The following is a 19,120-nucleotide window of genomic DNA, read 5'->3' on the forward strand; positions in this document are numbered from 1 at the left end:
GATGGTGATTTTCGGAGGTCAGGCACGAGCATCAACCCAAGTGTTCCGCCGGAAAAATGGCTTCTGCGGCAATCAGTAGACCAGTTATGCGCCGGTTACCACACAAGAACTCCTGTCTCATTCAGAAATCTACCGGTTCACACGAGAATGAGAATGCACGCCCCGGTGCAACCGACACCCCCGCACACGCCCTGCTCAGGCCGACCGCCACCGCATAACCAGGCATCATGCACCCCTCACGGCCCTACCCCAGCGACCTGTCCGACGCCCGCTGGGAACTCATCCGCCCCACCCTCGAAGCCTGGCGCCAGGCCCGCAACGGCATCCGCAAGCCAACCCACGACCTGCGCGGCCTGATGAACGCCATCCTCTACATCGACCGCACCGGCATCCCCTGGCGCTACCTGCCCCACGATTTCCCGCCCCACCAGACCGCCTACGGATACTTCGCCCTCTGGGAAACCGACGGCATTTTCGACCAGCTCACCGGCCTGCTACGCGGCAAAGTCCGCCAGGCCGAGGGCCGCTCCAGCGAGCCCAGCGCCTGCCTGATCGACAGCCAGAGCATCAAGACCTCCGCCACCGTCCACCTGGCCAGCCAAGGCATCGACCCCGCCAAGAAGATCATCGGTCGCAAACGGCACATCGTCACCGACACCCTCGGCCTCCTGCTGGCCGTGGCCATCACCGCCGCCAGCGTCCACGACTCCGCCGCCGGCACCCAACTCCTGACTCAAGTCCGCCAGCGCCACCCCACCATCATCAAAGCCTGGGCCGACAACGGCTACAAAACCAAAGCCGTGGAACAAGCCGCCCACCTCGGCATCGACCTCGAAATCGTCCAACGCGACCCCACCACCCGCGGCTTCCACGTCCAGCCCCGCCGCTGGGTCATCGAACGCACCCTCGGCTGGCTCATGCACCACCGCCGCCTCGCCCGCGACTACGAAACCCACCCACACCAATCAGCAGCCATGATCCAACTGGCCGCCATCAACCTCATGACCCGCCGCCTCACCCACGAAGCCACCACCAACTGGCGTGACACCTAAGCCAAATGAAACAGACAACCGAGAATCAAACGCTCACTGAGACGGTGTCGCGCTCCTTACTTCACGGCCGGAGCCGGTTCTGTTGAGGGTCGAAGCAGACCAGCCTCATGGAGTCTGCGAGGGCCGCCGCATATGTGGAGGCCTCCTCAGCCATGCTCCACTGCATCGGGAAATAGACGAGCGGGCCGCTGGCCTCTCCGATCAACGGCGAGGTCGACCAAGGCGAGGTCTCGTCCACGTCTTCGGTCAAGTCACACCACCGCTCCAAGAGCGCGGCGACGTAGGCCGCAATGCGCTCGGTCGGCGGGTGTTCCACCTCAGTGTCGACGTAGCGGTCATAGAGGTCCGTGAAGGTCCGCCCGGCCGCCTTGTCGTCCGCCGGGCGCTCGCCCTCCCACACGGCCAAGTCGTAGCTCATGCCCGGAGGTTCTCATACGGCACCGACAGGCCGGCACGCTGGTGGGCCGGTCTCTCAGCCGAGGGCGCCATCAGCTTCGGAATTTGAGGTGTTCTGGGGCTCGCTGCGGGGCTGACCTGCAGCTCAAGAGTGTCGACGCCTGGTGGGTGGGGTCATTGGTTTCCCGGTGTTTCCCGTGGTTTCCCCTACGATCTGGCACGCCTTCGGCACCACCTCTACTGGAGGGCGCTGCTTGAGGGCGTGTCCGATCATGATCGGCACAGTGCCTGGGTGACCAGCTGCGTGGCAGCGTCAATGGACGAGTAAATCGAACACGTGCTTGAATTGAACTATGCGATCGTTTCCCGCCGACCTGACCCAGGCATAGCAGGAATGGAGCGCTACCTACCGGCAGCTCGCCGAGCGCCCTGGCCGTACCGAGCTACGTCGGTGTCTGAATGACGGGCCGGAGTGCGGGGCCGTACATCCCGGATGATTCTGAAGGCATGTCCGGCCCGATACGTGTGATCGTGCATCCGCCGTCGCCGACGGGTGGCCGGCGCGTACGCGTGGATGGCGAGATCCTCGGCCTGGCCCACAACGTGGTCGACGTCGCTGAGTTCCTTCGCCGCGCAGGGCTGGAGATCGACCCGGCGGAGGTTGCGGAGGTGCCGTGGATCGACTGGCGCGGCGTTGGGCCGGGGCGCTGGGGTCCGGAGACGTGATGGCCTCGACGCGATACGCGGCGAGGCCCAAACATTATGGTGCGTAGCTCTATGTGGATAGGTCATCGAAGGCCATACAGGCCGCGACGAGGCCTGTGAGAGGCGCTACTCGCCGCTGGCAGTTGCTGGGGTTGCTGTACTTGGCTGCTGTACAGCAAGCGACGTCGATTGCTGCTGATCTTGTTTGATCCAGGCTCGTTGCTCAGGCACCTGCGTTTGCCACGACGCAGACGTACTCAGGGGTCGCGCACCCCCATCGTTGGGGAAGTCCAGGATGGCTGGGCAGGTCATCCTGGACTCGAGGTACGACTCTGCGCAGTCTGGGGGCATAGAACAAAATCACTGTGGCAGGCGTATGCGGCTGCCGTGACCATTTACCGAGGCCAACGGTCTGGGCCGCCGTGCGTGCGGAACAGCTGGGGCATGAGGTCCGGACGCTCGCGGGGTCCCGATCAGATCAACGGGACTGGGCATGTGCGTGCCGGCGTTCCGATCGACAGCGTCAACCAGATCAGATCAATACAGGCGTGCTCTCCTCATGCGGATGAACTTTCGACAGATCGGCGCTGGGCGGCCTCATTTCCCATCGATGATCAAGTTCGAGGTGTCGATGGCACCTGGTGAATCTCGAAGGAGTGTGGTCATGGGTAATCCTCCGTTAAAAGATGCCGACTCGGTGTTGCTTCACATCCGCGTGTCCCCAGTCCTCGACAGCGCCCGACGGCGACCATGATCTTATGCTCGCCTCTCTGCTACCTGGACTCCGCGAAATCCGCACCCCTCTGGCAATCGGATACTTTTACGGCCTAGCCCTCTATTTACTGCTTGGCGCGAGCATCCCGACAAAGGCGGAGGCAAGCGGGCATCTGAAGCCGCTCTACGACGTGGAGCACTGGCTTGGGAAGCCGGCAGCTCTGGCAGCCGTCGCCTTCCTTTCTTACTTGCTGGGAAGCATGCTCGAAGTCCGCACCACAACCCTCAGTCGCGCGCTCCGGAACGTAATCGGCCACCTCACTACGTCGGACGTCTGGATGTCAGTAAGCAGGAGGGTGGTACCGCCAGATAAGAAACAGAATAATATGGCCGACGATCATAGGCCCATTGAAATTTACCTGCTAGAAAAGAGCCCAACAAGGTTCAGTGCTACAGCTGAGCTGACCAAGGGGACTGTTAAAAGCCTAAAGATCTACAGCATGGAAAGGATTCAGCACAAGCAACCACGGGCAGCGGGCGATCCCGCGTTCAACGACCTTGTTGCAAGCGCTATGTTGCACCTGATTGATGACCTGCCGCAGCTTCGCACGCGTCTGTATAGCGCGAGCAAGGGCATGTATGGGGACTACGACCGGCTGGCGGCCGAAGCCGACCTCAAGGTAAACGCAGGGCTGGCAGGCATCACCCTGAGCTGTGTTATGGCCGCGCAAGTGCATGCGCTGTGGGCACTCCTATGTCTCCCCATGGCCTTCCTTGGCTTTCGCGGCTTCGTAACAATCCGTCAGGCCAACGATTTGCTGGTGCAAGCGATCGTCACGCAAATAGTCACGTCTCCCCAGTATGAGGAATTTATCGACAAAATCGACACGCGCCTGGAGCGCGAGCGCCGTCTACGCGAAGGTGATTTTTAATGACAGTGTCAAGCGCCGCTGCCCTAGTTGTCCTGGAGCGCCAGTTTGCAAGATCGCGTACGCGGGTCCGGGCTGAACTGCCGACTTCCTGACCTGAAGCGGAGCGCTGCCGTGACCGTCGTTCGCCGCGAGTCCCCGTGGTTTCCCGCCGGACCGGGCACGCGAAGGGCATGGTTGCTGCCGCCCACCGCTTAGGAGCGAGGTTGGGTAGATGCTCGGGTGACCCGCGGCTTTGCCGTCTCGGGTGCGTCTGGCGCTGAGTGCCGTGCCGTACCGCGGTTCCCCGTGAGACCCCGTCCGCTCTGGCACGAGAGTGGCACGACTCGCGGACCGTGCCACAGCCCCTCGATGCGAACTATGGGCATGGCAGTCGCCGTTGCCGCTGCACGCCCGCCGAGGCGGTGCCCTTCTTCAGGAATCCCGTCTCGTCTGCGATCAGCACGCCGTCGTCGGATCGCAGGTGCTCAAAAACGTAGGCGCGCACGTCGTCACGGACCGCGTCGGCGTCCCAGCGGGCACTTCGCAGCAGCCGCTGCATCGGCCCGGGGCGGGCGTGGCCGGCCTGTTCAGCCAGCCGCCAGCAGTTCTTCCGCTCGACGCCGGACAGTAGGCCGAGTACGAAGGCGCGGGCCGCGGCACGCGGCTCCACCCGCCGGAACCGGCCCGCAATCCGGGCCATGGCCTGGTCGAACATCGACCGCCAGAGGGCGGTATCTATGCTGTGACCTGCGGCCACCGCGCGATCTTCAGGAGTCCACACAATCCTTGATGATCACGCGGTGGCCGTTCCCGTTCGCTCCGGGGTCCGACGCAAGATCGTGAATTCACGCCGGAGTGCCAGCATCGTCACCGGGCGCCGGGCGCGCCCGGCGGCCGGGGACGGGGTCAGCTCCAGCGGCCTGCGGCGGCGGCCTCGGCGACGAAGCCCTTGAACGACCTGGGCGGCCGGCCGAGCGCCCGCTCCACGCCGTCGGAGACGCCCGCGCCCCGGCCGTCGCGGACGTCCACGAGCAGGCCGGTGAGCAGGCGAGCAACGCCGGCGGGCACGCCTTCGGCGACCATGCGGTCCACGAAGACGTCGGGGTCGACGTCGAGGTGACGGACCGTCCGGCCGGTGGCGGCGGCGATCAGGTCAGCCGCCTCGCCGAAGCCGATCGCCCGCGGGCCGGTCAGCTGGTAGGTCTGTCCGCTGTGGCGGTCCTCGGTCAGCGCCGCGGCGGCGACCTCGGCGATGTCCTCGGCGTCGACGAACGGCGTGCGCCCGTCACCGGTGGGCAGGGCGAGGGTTCCGGCCAGGACGCCCGGCAGCCAGAAGGACTCGCTGAAGTTCTGCGCGAACCAGTCGGGTTGCAGGATGGTCCAGTCGACGCCGGAGTCGCGGACGGCCTGTTCGGCGGCCTTGAGCGGGTGGCCGTTGTCGGCCCGGCCGACGCCGTGGGCGGAGAGCAGCACCAGCCGCCGCACGCCCGCGGCGACCGCATCGGCCACCAAGCGCGGGATGCGCGCCTGCCGGTCCACGCCGGGCTGCAGGTTGGGCTCCACGAGGTAGACGGCGGCGGCCCCGTCGAGGGCGGGCGCCCAGGTCGCCGGGTCGTCCAGGTCGAAGTGGGCGTCGCCGCCGGTGCGGGACGCCGTGCGGACCGGTCGGCCCTTGGCCATCAGGCCGCGGGCGATGCGGCGGCCGGTCGTGCCGGTGCCGCCGAGAACGAGGATGTTCTTCATGCCCTCCAGACAACCCCGGTGGAGGCAGACGATCCATGGGAGAACGTCGCCTATCCCTTTGTGATCGTCTAGCGTGGCTGGCATGGACGTCCTGAGCGATCTGCTGCACCGGGCCCGCGCCAGCAACGCGCAGATCCGGCAGCTGATCCAGCGACCACCATGGTCGATGACCTTCGCCGACGCCCCTCTGCTCACGGTCGTGGCCACCCTCGGCGGCCACGCGTCGGTCCGGCTCGGCGACGACCCGCAGACCGCACCAGTGCGCCTGGCCACCGGGGACATCGCCCTGATCAGCGGCACCAACCAGTACACGATCGCCGACGCCCCGGACACCCCGCCGCAGGTGGTGATCCGCGGCGGAAGGAAGCACGTCATCGACAGCGGGACGGCGGCCCGACAGAACCTGGGACCCCGCACGTACGGCGACGGACTGCCCGGCGCCACCACCCTGCTCCGGGGAGCCTACGAACTCCGCGGCGACGTGGGCGAGCGCCTGCTGGACATGCTCCCGCAGCTGGCCGTCGTGCCCGCCGGGCCACGCACCCGGGCGGCGCTGGACCTGCTCGCCACCGAGGTAGCCCACGACGAGCCCGGCCAGGACGCCATCCTGAACCGGCTGCTGGACCTCCTACTGGCACTCGCGCTGCGCGCCTGGTGCGCCCGGCCGCAGGCCCAACCCCCCTCCTGGTACCGGGCACTGGCCACCCCGGCCGTCGGCGACGCGCTGCGCCTGCTGCACGAGGACCCGGCGCACCGATGGACGGTCGCCGAACTGGCCACGCGGGTCGGCCAATCTCGGGCCACCTTCGCCGCGCGCTTCACCGGCGCGGTCGGCGAGCCCCCGCTCACATACCTCACCGGCTGGCGGATGGCCCTGGCGGCGGATCTGCTGCGCGACACGGAGGAGACCGTCGCCGCGGTGGCGCGCGAGGTGGGGTACGAGGACGCGTTCGCGTTCAGCGTGGCGTTCAAGCGGGCGCGCGGGGTCAGCCCGTCGAACTGGCGGCGCCAGGTGCGGTCGGGATGGCGGGTCAGGTCATGACGGATGATCGTACGAGCCGGCCGATCCGCCGCCTGCTCAGTCCCTTGCCGACCCCACCGACCACGTCTCCGCACAGGCCGCTGCACTGATCGAACTGGCGCAGACACGGCCAAGCCACAGCCTGCCGCAGCCACTGGCGGCGACGCCTAGCCGACCCCTCCAACCGGATAGCTCACGAAGTCGCACTGGAGTACTAGGCCGTTTCCTTCGGATCACCTCGCCGACCAGATGAAGATGGCGGCGAGGTGGAGTCCGGCCAGGTAGATGGTGGCGGTCTTGTCGTAGCGGATGGCTAGTCCGTGCCGCTGCTTGATCTTGTTGATGCAGCGTTCGACCGTGTTGTGCTGCTGTCCGGCCGTGGTGGTCCGTGAGGACTACGTCCAAGGCCGCGGCCCGTCTGCGCCTCGGGCCTGATCCCTACACGCGGGGCGACGGCATAACGTGCTGCCCGACTCCGGATCGTCCGCGTAAGGGGAGAGAGCATGAGCACCGCTGCACCGGTATCGCTGGTCACCGGCGGCAACAGGGGCATCGGCCGCGAAACCGCGCGCCAGCTTGCCGAACTCGGCCACACCGTCCTGCTGTCCGCCCGCCGTCCGGAGGACGCCGAACAAGCCGTAGGCGATCTGGCCACCGAAGCGCCCGGCATGTTCCTGCCATGCCGGCTGGACGTGACCGACGCCGACGACATCCGTGCCCTCGCCCGTCGCGTGGAAGAGGAGTTCGGGCGCCTCGATGTCCTGGTCAACAACGCGGCTATCAACTACGACACCGCCCAGCGAGCCGTCTCCGCCGACCTCGACGAGGTCCGCCACACCCTGGAGACAAACCTCTTCGGCGCCTGGCGGACCGCGCAGGCGTTCCTGCCGCTGCTGCGCCGTTCACCCCACCCCCGTGTGGTGAACGTCTCCAGCGAATCCGGCTCCCTGGAGCTCATGTCCGGTGGCACCCCCGCCTATGGGATCTCGAAGGCCGCCCTCAACGCCCTGACCCGCAAGCTCGCCGACGAACTGCGCGCCGAGCGGATTCTGGTCAACGCCGTCTGTCCGGGATGGATCGCCACCGACATGGGCGGCCCGGGCGGTGACCCCGTCGACCAAGGCGCCGCCGGCGTCGTCTGGGCTGCCACCCTGCCGGACTCCGGTCCTACCGGCGGCTTCTTCCGGAAGGGCGAACCCCTGGCCTGGTAAAGGAAAATCCGGTGATCCCGCCGCGAAGGCCCCGCTGGCCGTTTCTTTCGGGTCATCTCGCCGACCAGATGAAGATGGCGGCGAGGTGGAGTCCGGCGAGGTAGATGGTGGCGGTCTTGTCGTAGCGGGTGGCCAGTCCGCGCCACTGCTTGATCTTGATGATGTGCGCGACGGCTCGGGACTCCGCCGGACCGTGCGGGCCGTGGTGGAGGGATCCTCTCCCCCGCCCAAAGGGCGGGGCTTGAAAGTCGTAGAGAAAGTGGTAACTCAGCCGCGGTTGAAGGACGTCACCTCAGCCGAATCACGGGCTCACACGCCATCAGACACCAACGAGCCCCCTCCCGGTCAGGGAAGGGGCTCGACAGATCACACAGGGGTGCACGCCCCGGGAGCGGCTCAGACCCACTCCACCTCGGAAACGATGTGCGGGGCACTTTCCGGAGCCGGCAACGGCGTCCGAGACGACGCCAGCGGCGCCGACGGGCGAGGGGGCGAAGCGACGACCGCAGCCAACGCCGCAGCCACCTCCTCCTCGCTCACCCCCGCCAGCGCCTGAACACCCGATCGAGTGCCTCGCCCACCTCAGTGCGCGTGACCACTCGAAGCCGGCGTCGGACCTGCGTTCTTGACCGTCAGAGGCAGCAGCTTCTTGCCCGTCGGGCCGATCTGGATGTGGGTGTCCATCTGCGGGCACACGCCGCAGTCGAAGCACGGGGTCCAGCGGCAGTCCTCGACCTCCGTCTCGTCGAGGGCGTCCTGCCAGTCCTCCCAGAGCCAGTCCTTGTCGAGGCCGGAGTCCAGGTGGTCCCAGGGGAGGACTTCCTCGTACGTGCGCTCGCGCGTCGTGTACCAGTCGACGTCCACGCCGAAGACGGCCAGCGCCTTGTCGGCGCACTGCATCCAGCGGTCGTAGGAGAAGTGCTCGCGCCAGCCGTCGAAGCGGCCGCCGCCGTCGTAGACCGCGCGGATGACCGCGCCGATGCGGCGGTCGCCGCGGGAGAGGAGGCCCTCGACGATGCCGGGCTTGCCGTCGTGGTAGCGGAAGCCGATCGAGCGACCGTACTTCTTGTCGCCGCGGATCTTGTCGCGGAGCTTCTCGAGGCGCGCGTCCGTCTCCTCGGCGGAGAGCTGGGGCGCCCACTGGAAGGGGGTGTGGGGCTTCGGGACGAAGCCGCCGATCGAGACCGTGCAGCGGATGTCGTTGGACCGCGAGACCTCGCGGCCCTTCTGGATCACGTGGATCGCCATGTCGGCGATCTGGAGGACGTCCTCGTCCGTCTCCGTGGGGAGGCCGCACATGAAGTACAGCTTCACCTGGCGCCAGCCGTTGCCGTAGGCCGTGGCCACCGTCCGGATGAGGTCTTCCTCCGAGACCATCTTGTTGATGACCTTGCGGATGCGTTCCGAGCCGCCCTCAGGGGCGAAGGTCAGGCCGGAGCGCCGGCCGTTGCGCGTCAGTTCGTTCGCCAGGTCGATGTTGAACGCGTCCACGCGGGTGGAGGGGAGGGAGAGGCCGATCTTGTCTTCCGCATAGCGGTCGGCCAGGCCCTTGGCGACGTCGCCGATCTCCGAGTGGTCCGCGGAGGAGAGGGAGAGCAGGCCCACCTCCTCGAAGCCGGTCGCCTTGAGGCCCTTGTCGACCATCTCGCCGATGCCCGTGATCGAGCGCTCGCGCACCGGGCGGGTGATCATGCCCGCCTGGCAGAAGCGGCAGCCGCGGGTGCAGCCGCGGAAGATCTCCACGGACATGCGCTCATGGACGGTCTCGGCCAGGGGGACGAGCGGCTGCTTGGGGTACGGCCACTCGTCCAGGTCCATCACCGTGTGCTTGGAGACGCGCCACGGGACGCCGGACCTGTTGGGGACGACGCGGGCGATACGGCCGTCGGGGAGGTACTCGACGTCGTAGAACGCCGGGATGTACACCCCGCCGGTCTTCGCCAGGCGGAGGAGGACCTCCTCGCGGCCGCCGGGGCGGCCCTCCGCCTTCCAGGCACGGATGATCTTCGTCATGTCGAGCACGGCCTGCTCGCCGTCACCGATGACCGCCGCGTCGATGAAGTCCGCGATCGGCTCCGGGTTGAAGGCCGCGTGGCCGCCCGCCAGCACGATCGGGTCGTCCGGCCCCCTGTCCTTCGACTCCAGGGGGATGCCCGCCAGGTCCAGGGCGGTCAGCATGTTGGTGTAGCCCAGCTCCGTGGAGAAGGACAGCCCGAACACGTCGAAGGCCTTCACCGGGCGGTGACTGTCCACGGTGAACTGCGGGACGCCGTGCTCGCGCATCAGCGCCTCCAGGTCCGGCCAGACGTTGTAGGTGCGCTCGGCGAGGACGCCCTCCTGCTCGTTGAGGACCTCGTAGAGGATCATGACGCCCTGGTTGGGCAGACCGACCTCGTACGCGTCCGGGTACATGAGCGCCCAGCGGACGTCGCACTCGTCCCAGTTCTTGACGGTGGAGTTGAGCTCTCCGCCGACGTACTGGATCGGCTTCTGCACGTGCGGGAGCAGAGCTTCGAGCTGCGGGAAAACCGACTCGACAGGCATCTCGCGAACCTTCATGAGCTGACAGGGGGGACCATCAAGCCTAACCCGGCCCGAGCCCTCCCTCGTACGCTCAGACGGATGCCCCGGACGTGATCTCCCGCCAGAGTCCGGGCAGCTCCGCCTCCACGGACGCCGCCCGCTGTTCCTCGTGGCCGTGCAGCAGCCCGTAGGTGAAGGCGCTCTCCCCTTCCGCGTGTGCCGCCTCGGCCAGCTCACGCAGGGTGCGGCGGGCCATGACACTGTCCTGGTGGTCGCCGAGCAGGCTGGTCAGGGACTTCATGGCCTTGGCCAGGGAGCGGGCGGGGCCGCCGAGGGCGGGGACGGCCGCCTCGCCCGCATACCGGGTCCGCTTGGCCTTCTTGCGGGCCTCGTGCACGGCGACGTCGCGTTCCCCGCCGGGCGGCAGGCCGAGTGCCTCGGTGATCAGGCGGGAGACCTTCGCGAAATCCTTCCGTACGGCCTTGGCGAGCGCCTTCTCCGGTTTCCCGCCGGCCTTCTTCTGCAGCGGCGGGTCGGCGAGGACGGCGTCCAGGGTGTCGAGCAGGGCCAGGTAGCGGGCGGAGTCGAGGACGGCGATGAGCCGGTCGCGGGCGCTGCCGTGCCGGGCGTTCGACCAGGTGGCGAGCCGTTCGCGGACGGGGCCGAGGACCAGGTCGGGCGGGAGGACGTCCAGGGCGCTCGTCAGGCGCTCGGCGAGGACCTCCTGGTCGCGGTCCACGCCCAGCTCGCCCGCCAGCCATTTCAGCTCGGCGGCGATCGGGTCGGTGACGGCGGGGTCGAGGACGGCGACGAAGGTACGGAAGGTGCTGCGCATGCGGCGGGTGGCCACCCGCATCTGGTGGACGGAGTCCGGCACGTCCCGGCGGACGCCCGGGTCGTACGCGAGGATCGCGTCGCGCTGCTCACGGAGGTAGGCGAGGACGTGGTCGCCGGCGGTCACGGGCTTCGCGCTCCGCCCGGAACCGGGGCGTCGGCCTCCGGTCTGCTCCAGTGCCCGGGCCAGCTTGGACGGCGACTTCGACGGGCGTACGCCCGCCTTGCGCAGGCGCTTGTCCACCTGGTCGAGGAAGGCCGGATCGGCGTCGTCCGCCAGCTCCACCTCGATCTCGGTCCACTGGGTGCTCCCGCCCTTGCCGACGAGCCGCTCGGCGGTCACGGAGTCGACGCTCGCCTCGGCCAGCAGCGCGCCTTCGGCGTCCACGAGGTGGCGTACGTCCCGCCCGGAGCGGAGCCGGACGACGGGGATCAGTTCGGCGCAGCGGACCCGGGAGCGGACCAGTGCGGCGATCTCGTCGGGCACGGTCTCGGACAGGGGCGACCTGATCTCGTCGCGGACCCCTGGGGCGACCGGGAATTTCAGGTGCCAGCCGGCGTCCGAGCCTCCGGTGCGGCGGCGCAGGGTGAGCCCGGCGGCGGCCAGGCGTTGGTCGGCGGTGTCGTAGTAGGTGGCGTCCAGCTCGACCAGGCCTTTGTCGAGGACGTTCGCCACTGGGCCGACGCCGGTCAGGTCGGGCAGCCCGCTGTCGTCGGATTCGTACTTGCGCTCGATCTCGCGCTTCGTATCCGCCATGAACCGAATCTAGTGGCAGACCGCTCCCGAGGGCAGAGGTCATCTCGGGTGAATGGCGGGAAAACTCCCGTCATTCACCCGGTGAACACGTCAAGCGGACATCGGCCGCTGCACCTTGATCGACTGGAGCAGTCCCACCGCCACCCACACCGCGAACATGGACGAGCCGCCGTACGACACGAACGGCAGCGGCAGACCGGTGACCGGCATGATGCCGAGGGTCATGCCGATGTTCTCGAACGCCTGGAAGGCGAACCAGGCGACGATGCCGGCGGCGACGATCGTGCCGTACAGCTCGGTCGACTCACGGGCGATGCGGCAGGCCCGCCACAGGACCACGCCCAGCAGGAAGATGATCAGGCCCGCGCCGAGGAAGCCCAGCTCCTCCCCCGCGACCGTGAACACGAAGTCCGTCTGCTGCTCGGGGACGAACTGGCCGGTGGTCTGCGAACCGTGGAACAGGCCCGCGCCGGTCAGGCCGCCGGAGCCGATGGCGATACGGGCCTGATTGGTGTTGTAGCCGACGCCCGCGGGGTCGAGGTCGGGGTTGGCGAAGGCGGCGAAGCGGTTGATCTGGTAGGCGTCCAGGATGTGCAGCTGCCAGACGGCGATCGCCCCGATGGCGCCCGCGGCGATCAGCCCGAAGACCCAGCGGTTGGAGGCCCCGGAGGCGAGCAGCACGCCCAGGATGATGACCACCATGACCATGACCGACCCCAGGTCGGGCATGAGCAGCACGATCAGGATGGGTACGGCGGCCAGCGCCAGGGACTGCACCACCGTGCGGTGGTCGGGGTGCTTCCTGTCGCCCGCGTCGACCCGGGTCGCGAGCAGTATCGCCATGCCCAGGATGATCGTGATCTTCACGAATTCGGAGGGCTGCAGCGAGAAGCCGCCGCCGAGCACGATCCAGGAGTGGGCACCGTTGACGGTGGAGCCGAGCGGGGTGAGCACGGCGAGGATGCCGAAGACCGACAGGCCGTAGAGGATCGGCACCGCGTTGCGCAGGGCGCGGTGGCCGAGCCAGAGCGTGGCGATCATGAGGGCGAGCCCGATGCCGGTGTTCATGATGTGCCGGATCAGGAAGTAGTACGGGTCGCCCTGGTTGATCTCGGTGCGGTTGCGGGTCGCCGAGTACACCAGCAGGGAGCCGATCAGCGACAGCGCTATCGCCGCGAGCAGCATCGGCCAGTCGAGCCGGCGGGCCAGGGAGTCGCGGGCGAAGACCCTGGTCCAGCCGGCCCGCTCGGGGCCGTATCCGGAGACGGAGAAGCTGTTGCCGGTCATGTGAGCATCCTCCGGCTCCCCCTCCGGCGCGGCCGCCTGCGGGTGTTGCTGTTGCCCGTGGTGGGCGAGGGGCTGGTGGCGGGCTGCTGGTCGTCCCCGTTGGTCGGGTTGTCCTTCTGGGAGGCCTCGGCGTCCTTGCCCGGGTCACCGGTGATCTTCGGGGCGTCGATCGTGCCGTCGGTGCGGACCTTCGGCAGGCTCTTCTGCGGCTCGGGCAGCAGCGCCTTCTTCTTGTCGACGGAGCCGTCGCTCTGGACGCCGTAGAGCGCGCTGTAGATGTTGCGCACGGCCTCACCGGAGGCTCCGGAACCCGTACCGGCCTGGGCGATCGTCATGATCACCGTGTAGTCCTTGGAGTAGGTGGCCAGCCAGGAGGTGGTCTGCTTGCCGTAGACCTCGGCGGTACCGGTCTTGGCGTGCAGCGGGATCTTGTCCTGGGGCCAGCCGCCGAACTTCCATGCGGCGGTACCGCGGGTGATGACGCCCGCGAAGGCGTCGTTCATGCCCTTGAGGGTGGCCTGGCTGACCGGCAGCCTGCCGGTCTTCGTCGGCTTGATCTCCCGTACGGTCCTGCCGTCCGCGCTGACGACCGCCTTGCCGATGGTCGGCTGGTACATGGTGCCGCCGTTGGCGACGGCGCCGTACATCACTGCCTCCTGGATCGGGGTGACGAGGGTGTCGCCCTGGCCGATGGAGTAGTTGATCTCGTCACCCTCGCGCATCTTGTTGCCTTCGAGGCAGTTCTCGTACGCGATCTTCTCGACGTAGGTGCCGTCCTTCTTGCCGGACTTGCACCAGGCGTCCTTGTTGGCCTTCCAGTAGTCCAGCTTCCACTGGCGGTCGGGGACCCGGCCGGTGACCTCGTTGGGCAGGTCGATGCCGGTCTCCTTGCCGAGGCCGAACTGGTGGGCGGTCTTGAAGAAGTAGTCCTTGGGCCGGCCCTTCTTGGGGTTGATGCCGCCGTCCCTCTTCCACTCCCTGTCGGCGAGGCCGTAGAAGACGGTGTCGCAGGAGACCTCAAGGGCGCGGCCGAGGGAGATCGGGCCGAAGTTCTCGCCCTCGAAGTTCTTGAAGACCTGGCCGCCCACCGAGTACGAGCTGGTGCACGGGTAGCCACCGTCCCAGACGTAGCCGGCCTGGACCGCGGCGGCCGTGGAGACCACCTTGAAGGTCGAACCGGGGGCCGCCTGACCCTGTATGGCCCGGTTGAGCAGCGGGTAGTCGGAGTTCTTGCCGGTGAGGGCCTTGTAGTCCTTGGCGGAGATGCCGCCGACCCACACGTTCGGGTCGTAGGTGGGTGCGGAGGCCATGGCGACGATCCGGCCGGTCTTGGCCTCCATCACGACGACGGCACCGGAGTCGGCCTTGTAGTTCTCACCGGTGATCTTGTCGAACTGCTCGCGGGCCTTCTTCATGGCCTTGTTCAGCTCGTACTCGGCGACGCGCTGCACCCGGGAGTCGATGCTGGTGACCAGGTTGGATCCGGATTCGGCGGCGTCCGACCTGGCCTTGCCGATGACCCGGCCGAGGTTGTCCACCTCGTAGCGGGTCACGCCTGCCTTGCCGCGCAGCACCTTGTCGTACTGGCGCTCGAGGCCGGAGCGGCCGACCATGTCGGAGCGCAGATAGGGCGATTCGGTGTCCTTGGCCTTCTGGATCTCGTCGTCGGTGACCGGCGAGAGATAGCCGAGGACCTGGGCGGTGTTGGACTTGCCCGGGCCCGCGTAGCGGCGCACGGCCTCCGGCTCGGCGGTGATGCCGGGGAAGTCCTCGGAGCGCTCGCGGATCTGCAGGGCCTGCTTGGGGGTGGCCTCGTCGGTGATGGGGATCGGCTGGTAGGGCGAGCCGTTCCAGCAGGGCTGGGGGGTCTTGGCGTCGCACAGCCGGACCTTCTGCCTGACCTCCTCGGGCTTCATGCCGAGGACGCCGGCCAGCTTGGTCAGGACCGCCTTGCCGTCGTCCTTCTGCTTCAGCAGGTCGGTGCGGGACGCGGAGACCACCAGGCGGGTCTCGTTGTCCGCGAGCGGCACGCCCCGGGCGTCCAGGATGTCACCGCGCACGGCCGGGTCCACGACCTGCTGGACGTGGTTGCCGGAAGCCTCCTTCTGGTACTCGGCTCCCTGGCGGATCTGGAGGTACCACAGACGGCCGCCGAGCGTGCCGAGGAGGGAGAGGACGAGGATCTGGATCACGACGAGACGAATCTGGACCCGTGGGGTCCGTCCGGTCTCGGGAATGTTGGTCACTGCGGCTGTCTCCCCCTCTCAGTGCGCGGATGCGTGTGCGCGTACGAATGATGAACGACCAGCCTGTGAGGCCTCGTTCCGCCGGAGCTTCCCCGTTCGGGTGCTTGTGTCCACAAGCGCGCTCCGCGCGTGGGCGCCCCTGCTCACAGCCGCTTGACCCCCTTGATGCGGCCGACCCGGGTCGAGCGCGTGCGGGCCTTGGCCCTCAGGGCCCCGAGGCCGCCGCGCTGGCTGCCGATCCGCAGGCCGGTGCCCGAGGAGAGCCACCCGGAGGAGATGTCGCCGGCCTTGGTGGACGAACCTGCCCCGGCGAGCGGGTCGTTGTCGGAGCGGCGGGCCACCCACATGATCGCCGGCACCACGAACGGTGCGAGGAGCAGGTCGTACAGGGCGGCCGAGAACAGCAGGCCGGTCAGGCCGACGTGGCGGGCCGCCGTGTCGCCGACCAGGGCGCCTACGGCGGCGTACAGCAGGGTGGAGCCGACGGCGGCGGCGACCACGACGGCCATCGGGCCGGTCGCCGACTTCAGGCGGCCGTTCTCCGGCCTGATGAGTCCGGCGAAGTAGCCGATGACGCACAGGACGAGCGCGTAGCGGCCGGCCGCGTGGTCGGCGGGCGGGGCCAGGTCGGCGAGCAGGCCGGCGCCGAAGCCGACGAGGGCGCCGCCCACATGGCCGTACACCATGGCGAGGCCGAGGACGGTGAGCAGCATCAGGTCGGGGACGGCGCCCGGCAGGTGCAGCCGGGCCAGGACGCTGACCTGGATCACCAGGGCGACGACGACCAGCGCGCTGGAGAGCAGGATCCGGTTGACACGCATGGGGAAGTCAGCTCCTACTGCTGCTCTTGCTGCTGGTCGTCTGCGGTCGCGTTGGCCGAGGGGGTGACCGTGACGGTCACCGTCGGCGTCGGGGTCGGCTTGGGCTTGACCGGCAGTACCTCGTCACGCGGGTCCTTCTTCGGGGCCTCGACGACGACGCCGACCATGTCGAGCTTGGTGAAGCCGACGTACGGCGTGACGTACAGCGTGCGGGTGAGGCCGCCGCCGGACGGGTCGACGCGGGAGACCACGCCGACCGGCACACCGGGCACGAACGGCTTGTCCGCCTGGGAGCCGAAGGTGACGAGCCGGTCGCCCTTCTTCACCTCGGCCTTGCCGTTGAGGAGTTCCACGCGCAGCGGGCGGTCGCCCTGCCCGGAGGCGAAGCCGAGTTCGTCGCTGCCCTCCATGCGGGTGCCGACGGTGAAGTCGGGGTCGTTGGCGAGGAGCACGGTGGAGGTGTCCGGGCCGACCGTCGTGACCCGGCCGACCAGGCCGTCGCCGTTCAGCACGGTCATGTCCCGCTTGATGCCGTCGTTCGCGCCGACGTCGATGGTGATGGTCCAGGAGAAGCCCTGCGCCGACCCTATGGCGATGACCTGGGCGCCCTTGATGCCGTACTGGCCCTCTCCGGCGATCTTCAGCATCTTGTCGAGCTGGGCCAGCCGGCTGCGGTTGCGGTCGTCGCTGCCGAGCTTCGCCTTGAGGGCCGCGTTCTCCTTCTCCAGCGTGGCGAGCCGGTCGTGGCGGCTGCCGGAGTCGCGGATGGCGGAGACGGCGTTGCCGACCGGGTCGACCGCCGAGGACAGCCCGTTCTCGATCGGGCCGAACACCGTGGCCGCGGCCTGCCGGGCGCCGTCGACCGGTGAGTTCCGGCCTCCGCGGATGTCCACCGTGATCAGCGCGAACGCGATGGCGATCAGCAGGACCAGGAGCAGCCGGCTCTCTTTCGTGTCCCTCACGTGCGGCGGCCGTGCCCTTCCTCAAGTAGGAATTCGGGGACCCCTCAAGGCGCCACTCGCGAGACGCAAGTCCTGGGGGCCCGTTTGTGGGAGCTTATGCCTCTATATCAACGATCCGCCGTACGAGAGGAGATCATCCCGTACGGCGGAACCGAAGAGTTGTGTCATCTGCGCGGCTGGGCGTCCAGCACCTGCTGGAGTGCCTCGAACTCCTCGACGCACTTGCCGGAGCCGAGCGCCACGCTGTCCAGCGGGTCCTCGGCGATGTGGATCGGCATGCCGGTCTCCCGGCGCAGCCGCTCGTCCAGGCCGCGCAGCAGCGCTCCGCCGCCGGTCAGAACGATTCCCCTGTCCATGATGTCGCCGGACAGCTCCGGCGGGCACTTGTCGAGGGTCGTCTTGACCGCGTCGACGATCGCGTTGACCGGTTCCTCGATCGCCTTGCGGACCTCGGCGGCCGAGATGACGACGGTCTTCGGCAGTCCCGAGACCAGGTCCCGGCCACGGACCTCGGTGTGCTCGTCGGAGTCGAGTTCGTAGGCCGAACCGATGGTGATCTTGATCTGCTCGGCGGTCCGCTCACCCAGCAGAAGGCTGTACTCCTTCTTGATGTACTGGATGATCGCGTTGTCCAGCTCGTCGCCCGCGACGCGGATGGACTGGGCGGTGACGATGCCGCCGAGCGAGATGACCGCGACCTCCGTGGTGCCGCCGCCGATGTCCACCACCATGTTGCCCGTGGCCTCGTGGACCGGCAGGCCGGAGCCGATGGCCGCGGCCATGGGCTCCTCGATGATGTGCACCTGGCGGGCGCCGGCCTGGGAGGACGCCTCGATGACCGCACGGCGCTCGACGCCCGTGATGCCCGAGGGCACGCAGACGACGACCCGCGGCCGGGCGAGGTACCGCCGCTTGTGGATCTTCAGGATGAAGTAACGGAGCATCCGCTCGGTGATCTCGAAGTCGGCGATCACGCCGTCCTTCAGCGGACGCACCGCGACGATGTTGCCCGGCGTCCGGCCGATCATCTTCTTCGCTTCGGCACCGACCGCGAGGATGCCACCGGTGTTGGTGTTGATCGCGACGACGGACGGCTCGTTGAGAACGATTCCGCGACCCCTGACGTACACCAGCGTGTTGGCGGTCCCGAGGTCGACAGCCATGTCACGGCCGATGAACGACATTGAGTTCCCCATCCGGATTCATCGGGCCTTCCCGAACTTTTGAGGGCATGTCAGGACGGCGAGGCGGGTGCTGTGACGTGAAGGCTTCCATCGTAAACGCGCCTGCACGAACACTGCGCGAGGGTCTTCGCCATTGTCATCAGATGGCGCTCCGCCTCGCTTCTGGAGACGGCCCATCGGGGGCACACGTTCCCCCGATCGGCAACGCATATGCCAAAGGACGGCCGAAAACGTGCGGCCGCCCCAGGTCAGGGTCGCCCGGAAGGCCCGAGAAGGCTTGACGACCCGTCAGAAAATTTAGCGAAAATCTGTCCGCCGGACTCAGCCGCGGCCCGGGAAGAAGATCTTCACCTCACGCTCGGCGGACTCCTCGGAGTCGGACGCGTGGATCAGGTTCTCGCGGACGATCACGCCGAAGTCACCGCGGATGGAGCCGGGGGCGGCCGCGATCGGGTCGGTCGGGCCTGCCAGGGCACGCACACCCTCGATGACCCGCTCGCCCTCGGCGATCAGGACGACCACCGGGCCGGAGGACATGAACTCCACCAGCGGCTCGTAGAACGGCTTGCCGACGTGCTCGGCGTAGTGCTGCTCCAGCGTCCCCCGGTCCAGGGTGCGCAGCTCCAGCGCGGTGATCTGCCAGCCGGCCTTGCGCTCGATCCGGCTGATGATCTCGCCCGTCAGGCCACGACGGACGGCGTCGGGCTTGAGGATGACGAGGGTGCGCTGAGTCACGGGGGCTCCTTACGACTG

General features: G+C 68.1%; 15 protein-coding genes and 3 pseudogenes. 5 read left to right on the forward strand and 13 right to left on the reverse strand.

Annotated elements, in window-relative coordinates:
• Positions 1-227 precede the first annotated feature (227 nt).
• Positions 228-1,052: an IS5 family transposase gene (locus AB0H32_RS04460; protein ID WP_361114052.1), complete on the forward strand. Its 825-nt coding sequence runs from the start codon at positions 228-230 to the stop codon at positions 1,050-1,052.
• A 61-nt stretch (positions 1,053-1,113) separates the two neighbouring features.
• On the opposite strand, the gene AB0H32_RS04465 is transcribed toward AB0H32_RS04460, so the two are convergent.
• Positions 1,114-1,470 carry a hypothetical protein gene (locus AB0H32_RS04465; RefSeq protein ID WP_361114055.1) on the reverse strand — a complete coding sequence of 119 codons (357 nt, stop codon included), beginning with the start codon at positions 1,468-1,470 and terminating at the stop codon, positions 1,114-1,116.
• A gap of 485 nt (positions 1,471-1,955) precedes the next feature.
• On the opposite strand from AB0H32_RS04465, the gene AB0H32_RS04470 reads away from it, so the two are divergent.
• On the forward strand, positions 1,956-2,174 hold the full coding sequence (locus tag AB0H32_RS04470) for a hypothetical protein (RefSeq protein WP_361114058.1): 219 nt from the start codon (positions 1,956-1,958) through the stop codon (positions 2,172-2,174).
• 737 nt (positions 2,175-2,911) lie between these two features.
• Positions 2,912-3,799, forward strand: a complete 888-nt coding sequence (locus AB0H32_RS04475; protein WP_361114061.1) for a hypothetical protein — start codon at positions 2,912-2,914, stop codon at positions 3,797-3,799.
• Positions 3,800-4,175: 376 nt separating this feature from the next.
• On the opposite strand, the pseudogene AB0H32_RS04480 reads toward AB0H32_RS04475, so the two are convergent.
• A pseudogene (locus AB0H32_RS04480) lies at positions 4,176-4,478 on the reverse strand (transposase); the annotation flags it as partial.
• A 206-nt stretch (positions 4,479-4,684) separates the two neighbouring features.
• Positions 4,685-5,521: an SDR family oxidoreductase gene (locus tag AB0H32_RS04485; protein WP_361114064.1), complete on the reverse strand. Its 837-nt coding sequence runs from the start codon at positions 5,519-5,521 to the stop codon at positions 4,685-4,687.
• A gap of 82 nt (positions 5,522-5,603) precedes the next feature.
• On the opposite strand from AB0H32_RS04485, the gene AB0H32_RS04490 reads away from it, so the two are divergent.
• Positions 5,604-6,563 (forward strand): AraC family transcriptional regulator, encoded by a 960-nt coding sequence (locus AB0H32_RS04490; protein ID WP_361114067.1) that lies wholly within the window; start codon positions 5,604-5,606, stop codon positions 6,561-6,563.
• A 212-nt stretch (positions 6,564-6,775) separates the two neighbouring features.
• On the opposite strand, the pseudogene AB0H32_RS04495 reads toward AB0H32_RS04490, so the two are convergent.
• Positions 6,776-6,913, reverse strand: a pseudogene (locus AB0H32_RS04495) (IS5/IS1182 family transposase); the annotation flags it as partial.
• Between the two features lie 132 nt (positions 6,914-7,045).
• On the opposite strand from AB0H32_RS04495, the gene AB0H32_RS04500 reads away from it, so the two are divergent.
• Complete coding sequence (locus AB0H32_RS04500; RefSeq protein ID WP_361114070.1) at positions 7,046-7,753, forward strand: SDR family oxidoreductase; 708 nt, start codon at positions 7,046-7,048, stop codon at positions 7,751-7,753.
• A 52-nt stretch (positions 7,754-7,805) separates the two neighbouring features.
• On the opposite strand, the pseudogene AB0H32_RS04505 reads toward AB0H32_RS04500, so the two are convergent.
• The 9 genes and pseudogenes from AB0H32_RS04505 to ndk all read right to left on the reverse strand — a co-directional run.
• A pseudogene (locus AB0H32_RS04505) lies at positions 7,806-7,916 on the reverse strand (IS5/IS1182 family transposase); the annotation flags it as partial.
• Between the two features lie 419 nt (positions 7,917-8,335).
• Positions 8,336-10,297: a TIGR03960 family B12-binding radical SAM protein gene (locus AB0H32_RS04510; RefSeq protein WP_361114074.1), complete on the reverse strand. Its 1,962-nt coding sequence runs from the start codon at positions 10,295-10,297 to the stop codon at positions 8,336-8,338.
• Positions 10,298-10,367: 70 nt separating this feature from the next.
• Positions 10,368-11,867 (reverse strand): CYTH and CHAD domain-containing protein, encoded by a 1,500-nt coding sequence (locus AB0H32_RS04515; RefSeq protein ID WP_361114077.1) that lies wholly within the window; start codon positions 11,865-11,867, stop codon positions 10,368-10,370.
• Between the two features lie 90 nt (positions 11,868-11,957).
• On the reverse strand, positions 11,958-13,154 hold the full coding sequence (gene rodA / locus AB0H32_RS04520; RefSeq protein ID WP_361114080.1) for a rod shape-determining protein RodA: 1,197 nt from the start codon (positions 13,152-13,154) through the stop codon (positions 11,958-11,960).
• Positions 13,151-15,400 carry a penicillin-binding protein 2 gene (gene mrdA / locus AB0H32_RS04525; protein WP_361114083.1) on the reverse strand — a complete coding sequence of 750 codons (2,250 nt, stop codon included), beginning with the start codon at positions 15,398-15,400 and terminating at the stop codon, positions 13,151-13,153. Before mrdA ends, rodA begins: the two co-directional genes overlap by 4 nt.
• A gap of 143 nt (positions 15,401-15,543) precedes the next feature.
• Positions 15,544-16,221, reverse strand: a complete 678-nt coding sequence (gene mreD, locus AB0H32_RS04530) for a rod shape-determining protein MreD (protein ID WP_361114086.1) — start codon at positions 16,219-16,221, stop codon at positions 15,544-15,546.
• A 14-nt stretch (positions 16,222-16,235) separates the two neighbouring features.
• Positions 16,236-17,183, reverse strand: a complete 948-nt coding sequence (mreC, locus tag AB0H32_RS04535) for a rod shape-determining protein MreC (RefSeq protein ID WP_361114089.1) — start codon at positions 17,181-17,183, stop codon at positions 16,236-16,238.
• A 164-nt stretch (positions 17,184-17,347) separates the two neighbouring features.
• Positions 17,348-18,367 (reverse strand): rod shape-determining protein, encoded by a 1,020-nt coding sequence (locus AB0H32_RS04540; RefSeq protein ID WP_086693298.1) that lies wholly within the window; start codon positions 18,365-18,367, stop codon positions 17,348-17,350.
• Between the two features lie 321 nt (positions 18,368-18,688).
• The gene (gene ndk / locus AB0H32_RS04545; protein ID WP_361114094.1) at positions 18,689-19,102 is read right to left on the reverse strand and encodes a nucleoside-diphosphate kinase; all 414 of its coding nucleotides are present in this window, start codon (positions 19,100-19,102) and stop codon (positions 18,689-18,691) included.
• Positions 19,103-19,120 lie beyond the last annotated feature (18 nt).

Source organism: Streptomyces sp. NPDC020362 (genome assembly GCF_040642095.1).
Lineage (GTDB): Bacteria > Actinomycetota > Actinomycetes > Streptomycetales > Streptomycetaceae > Streptomyces.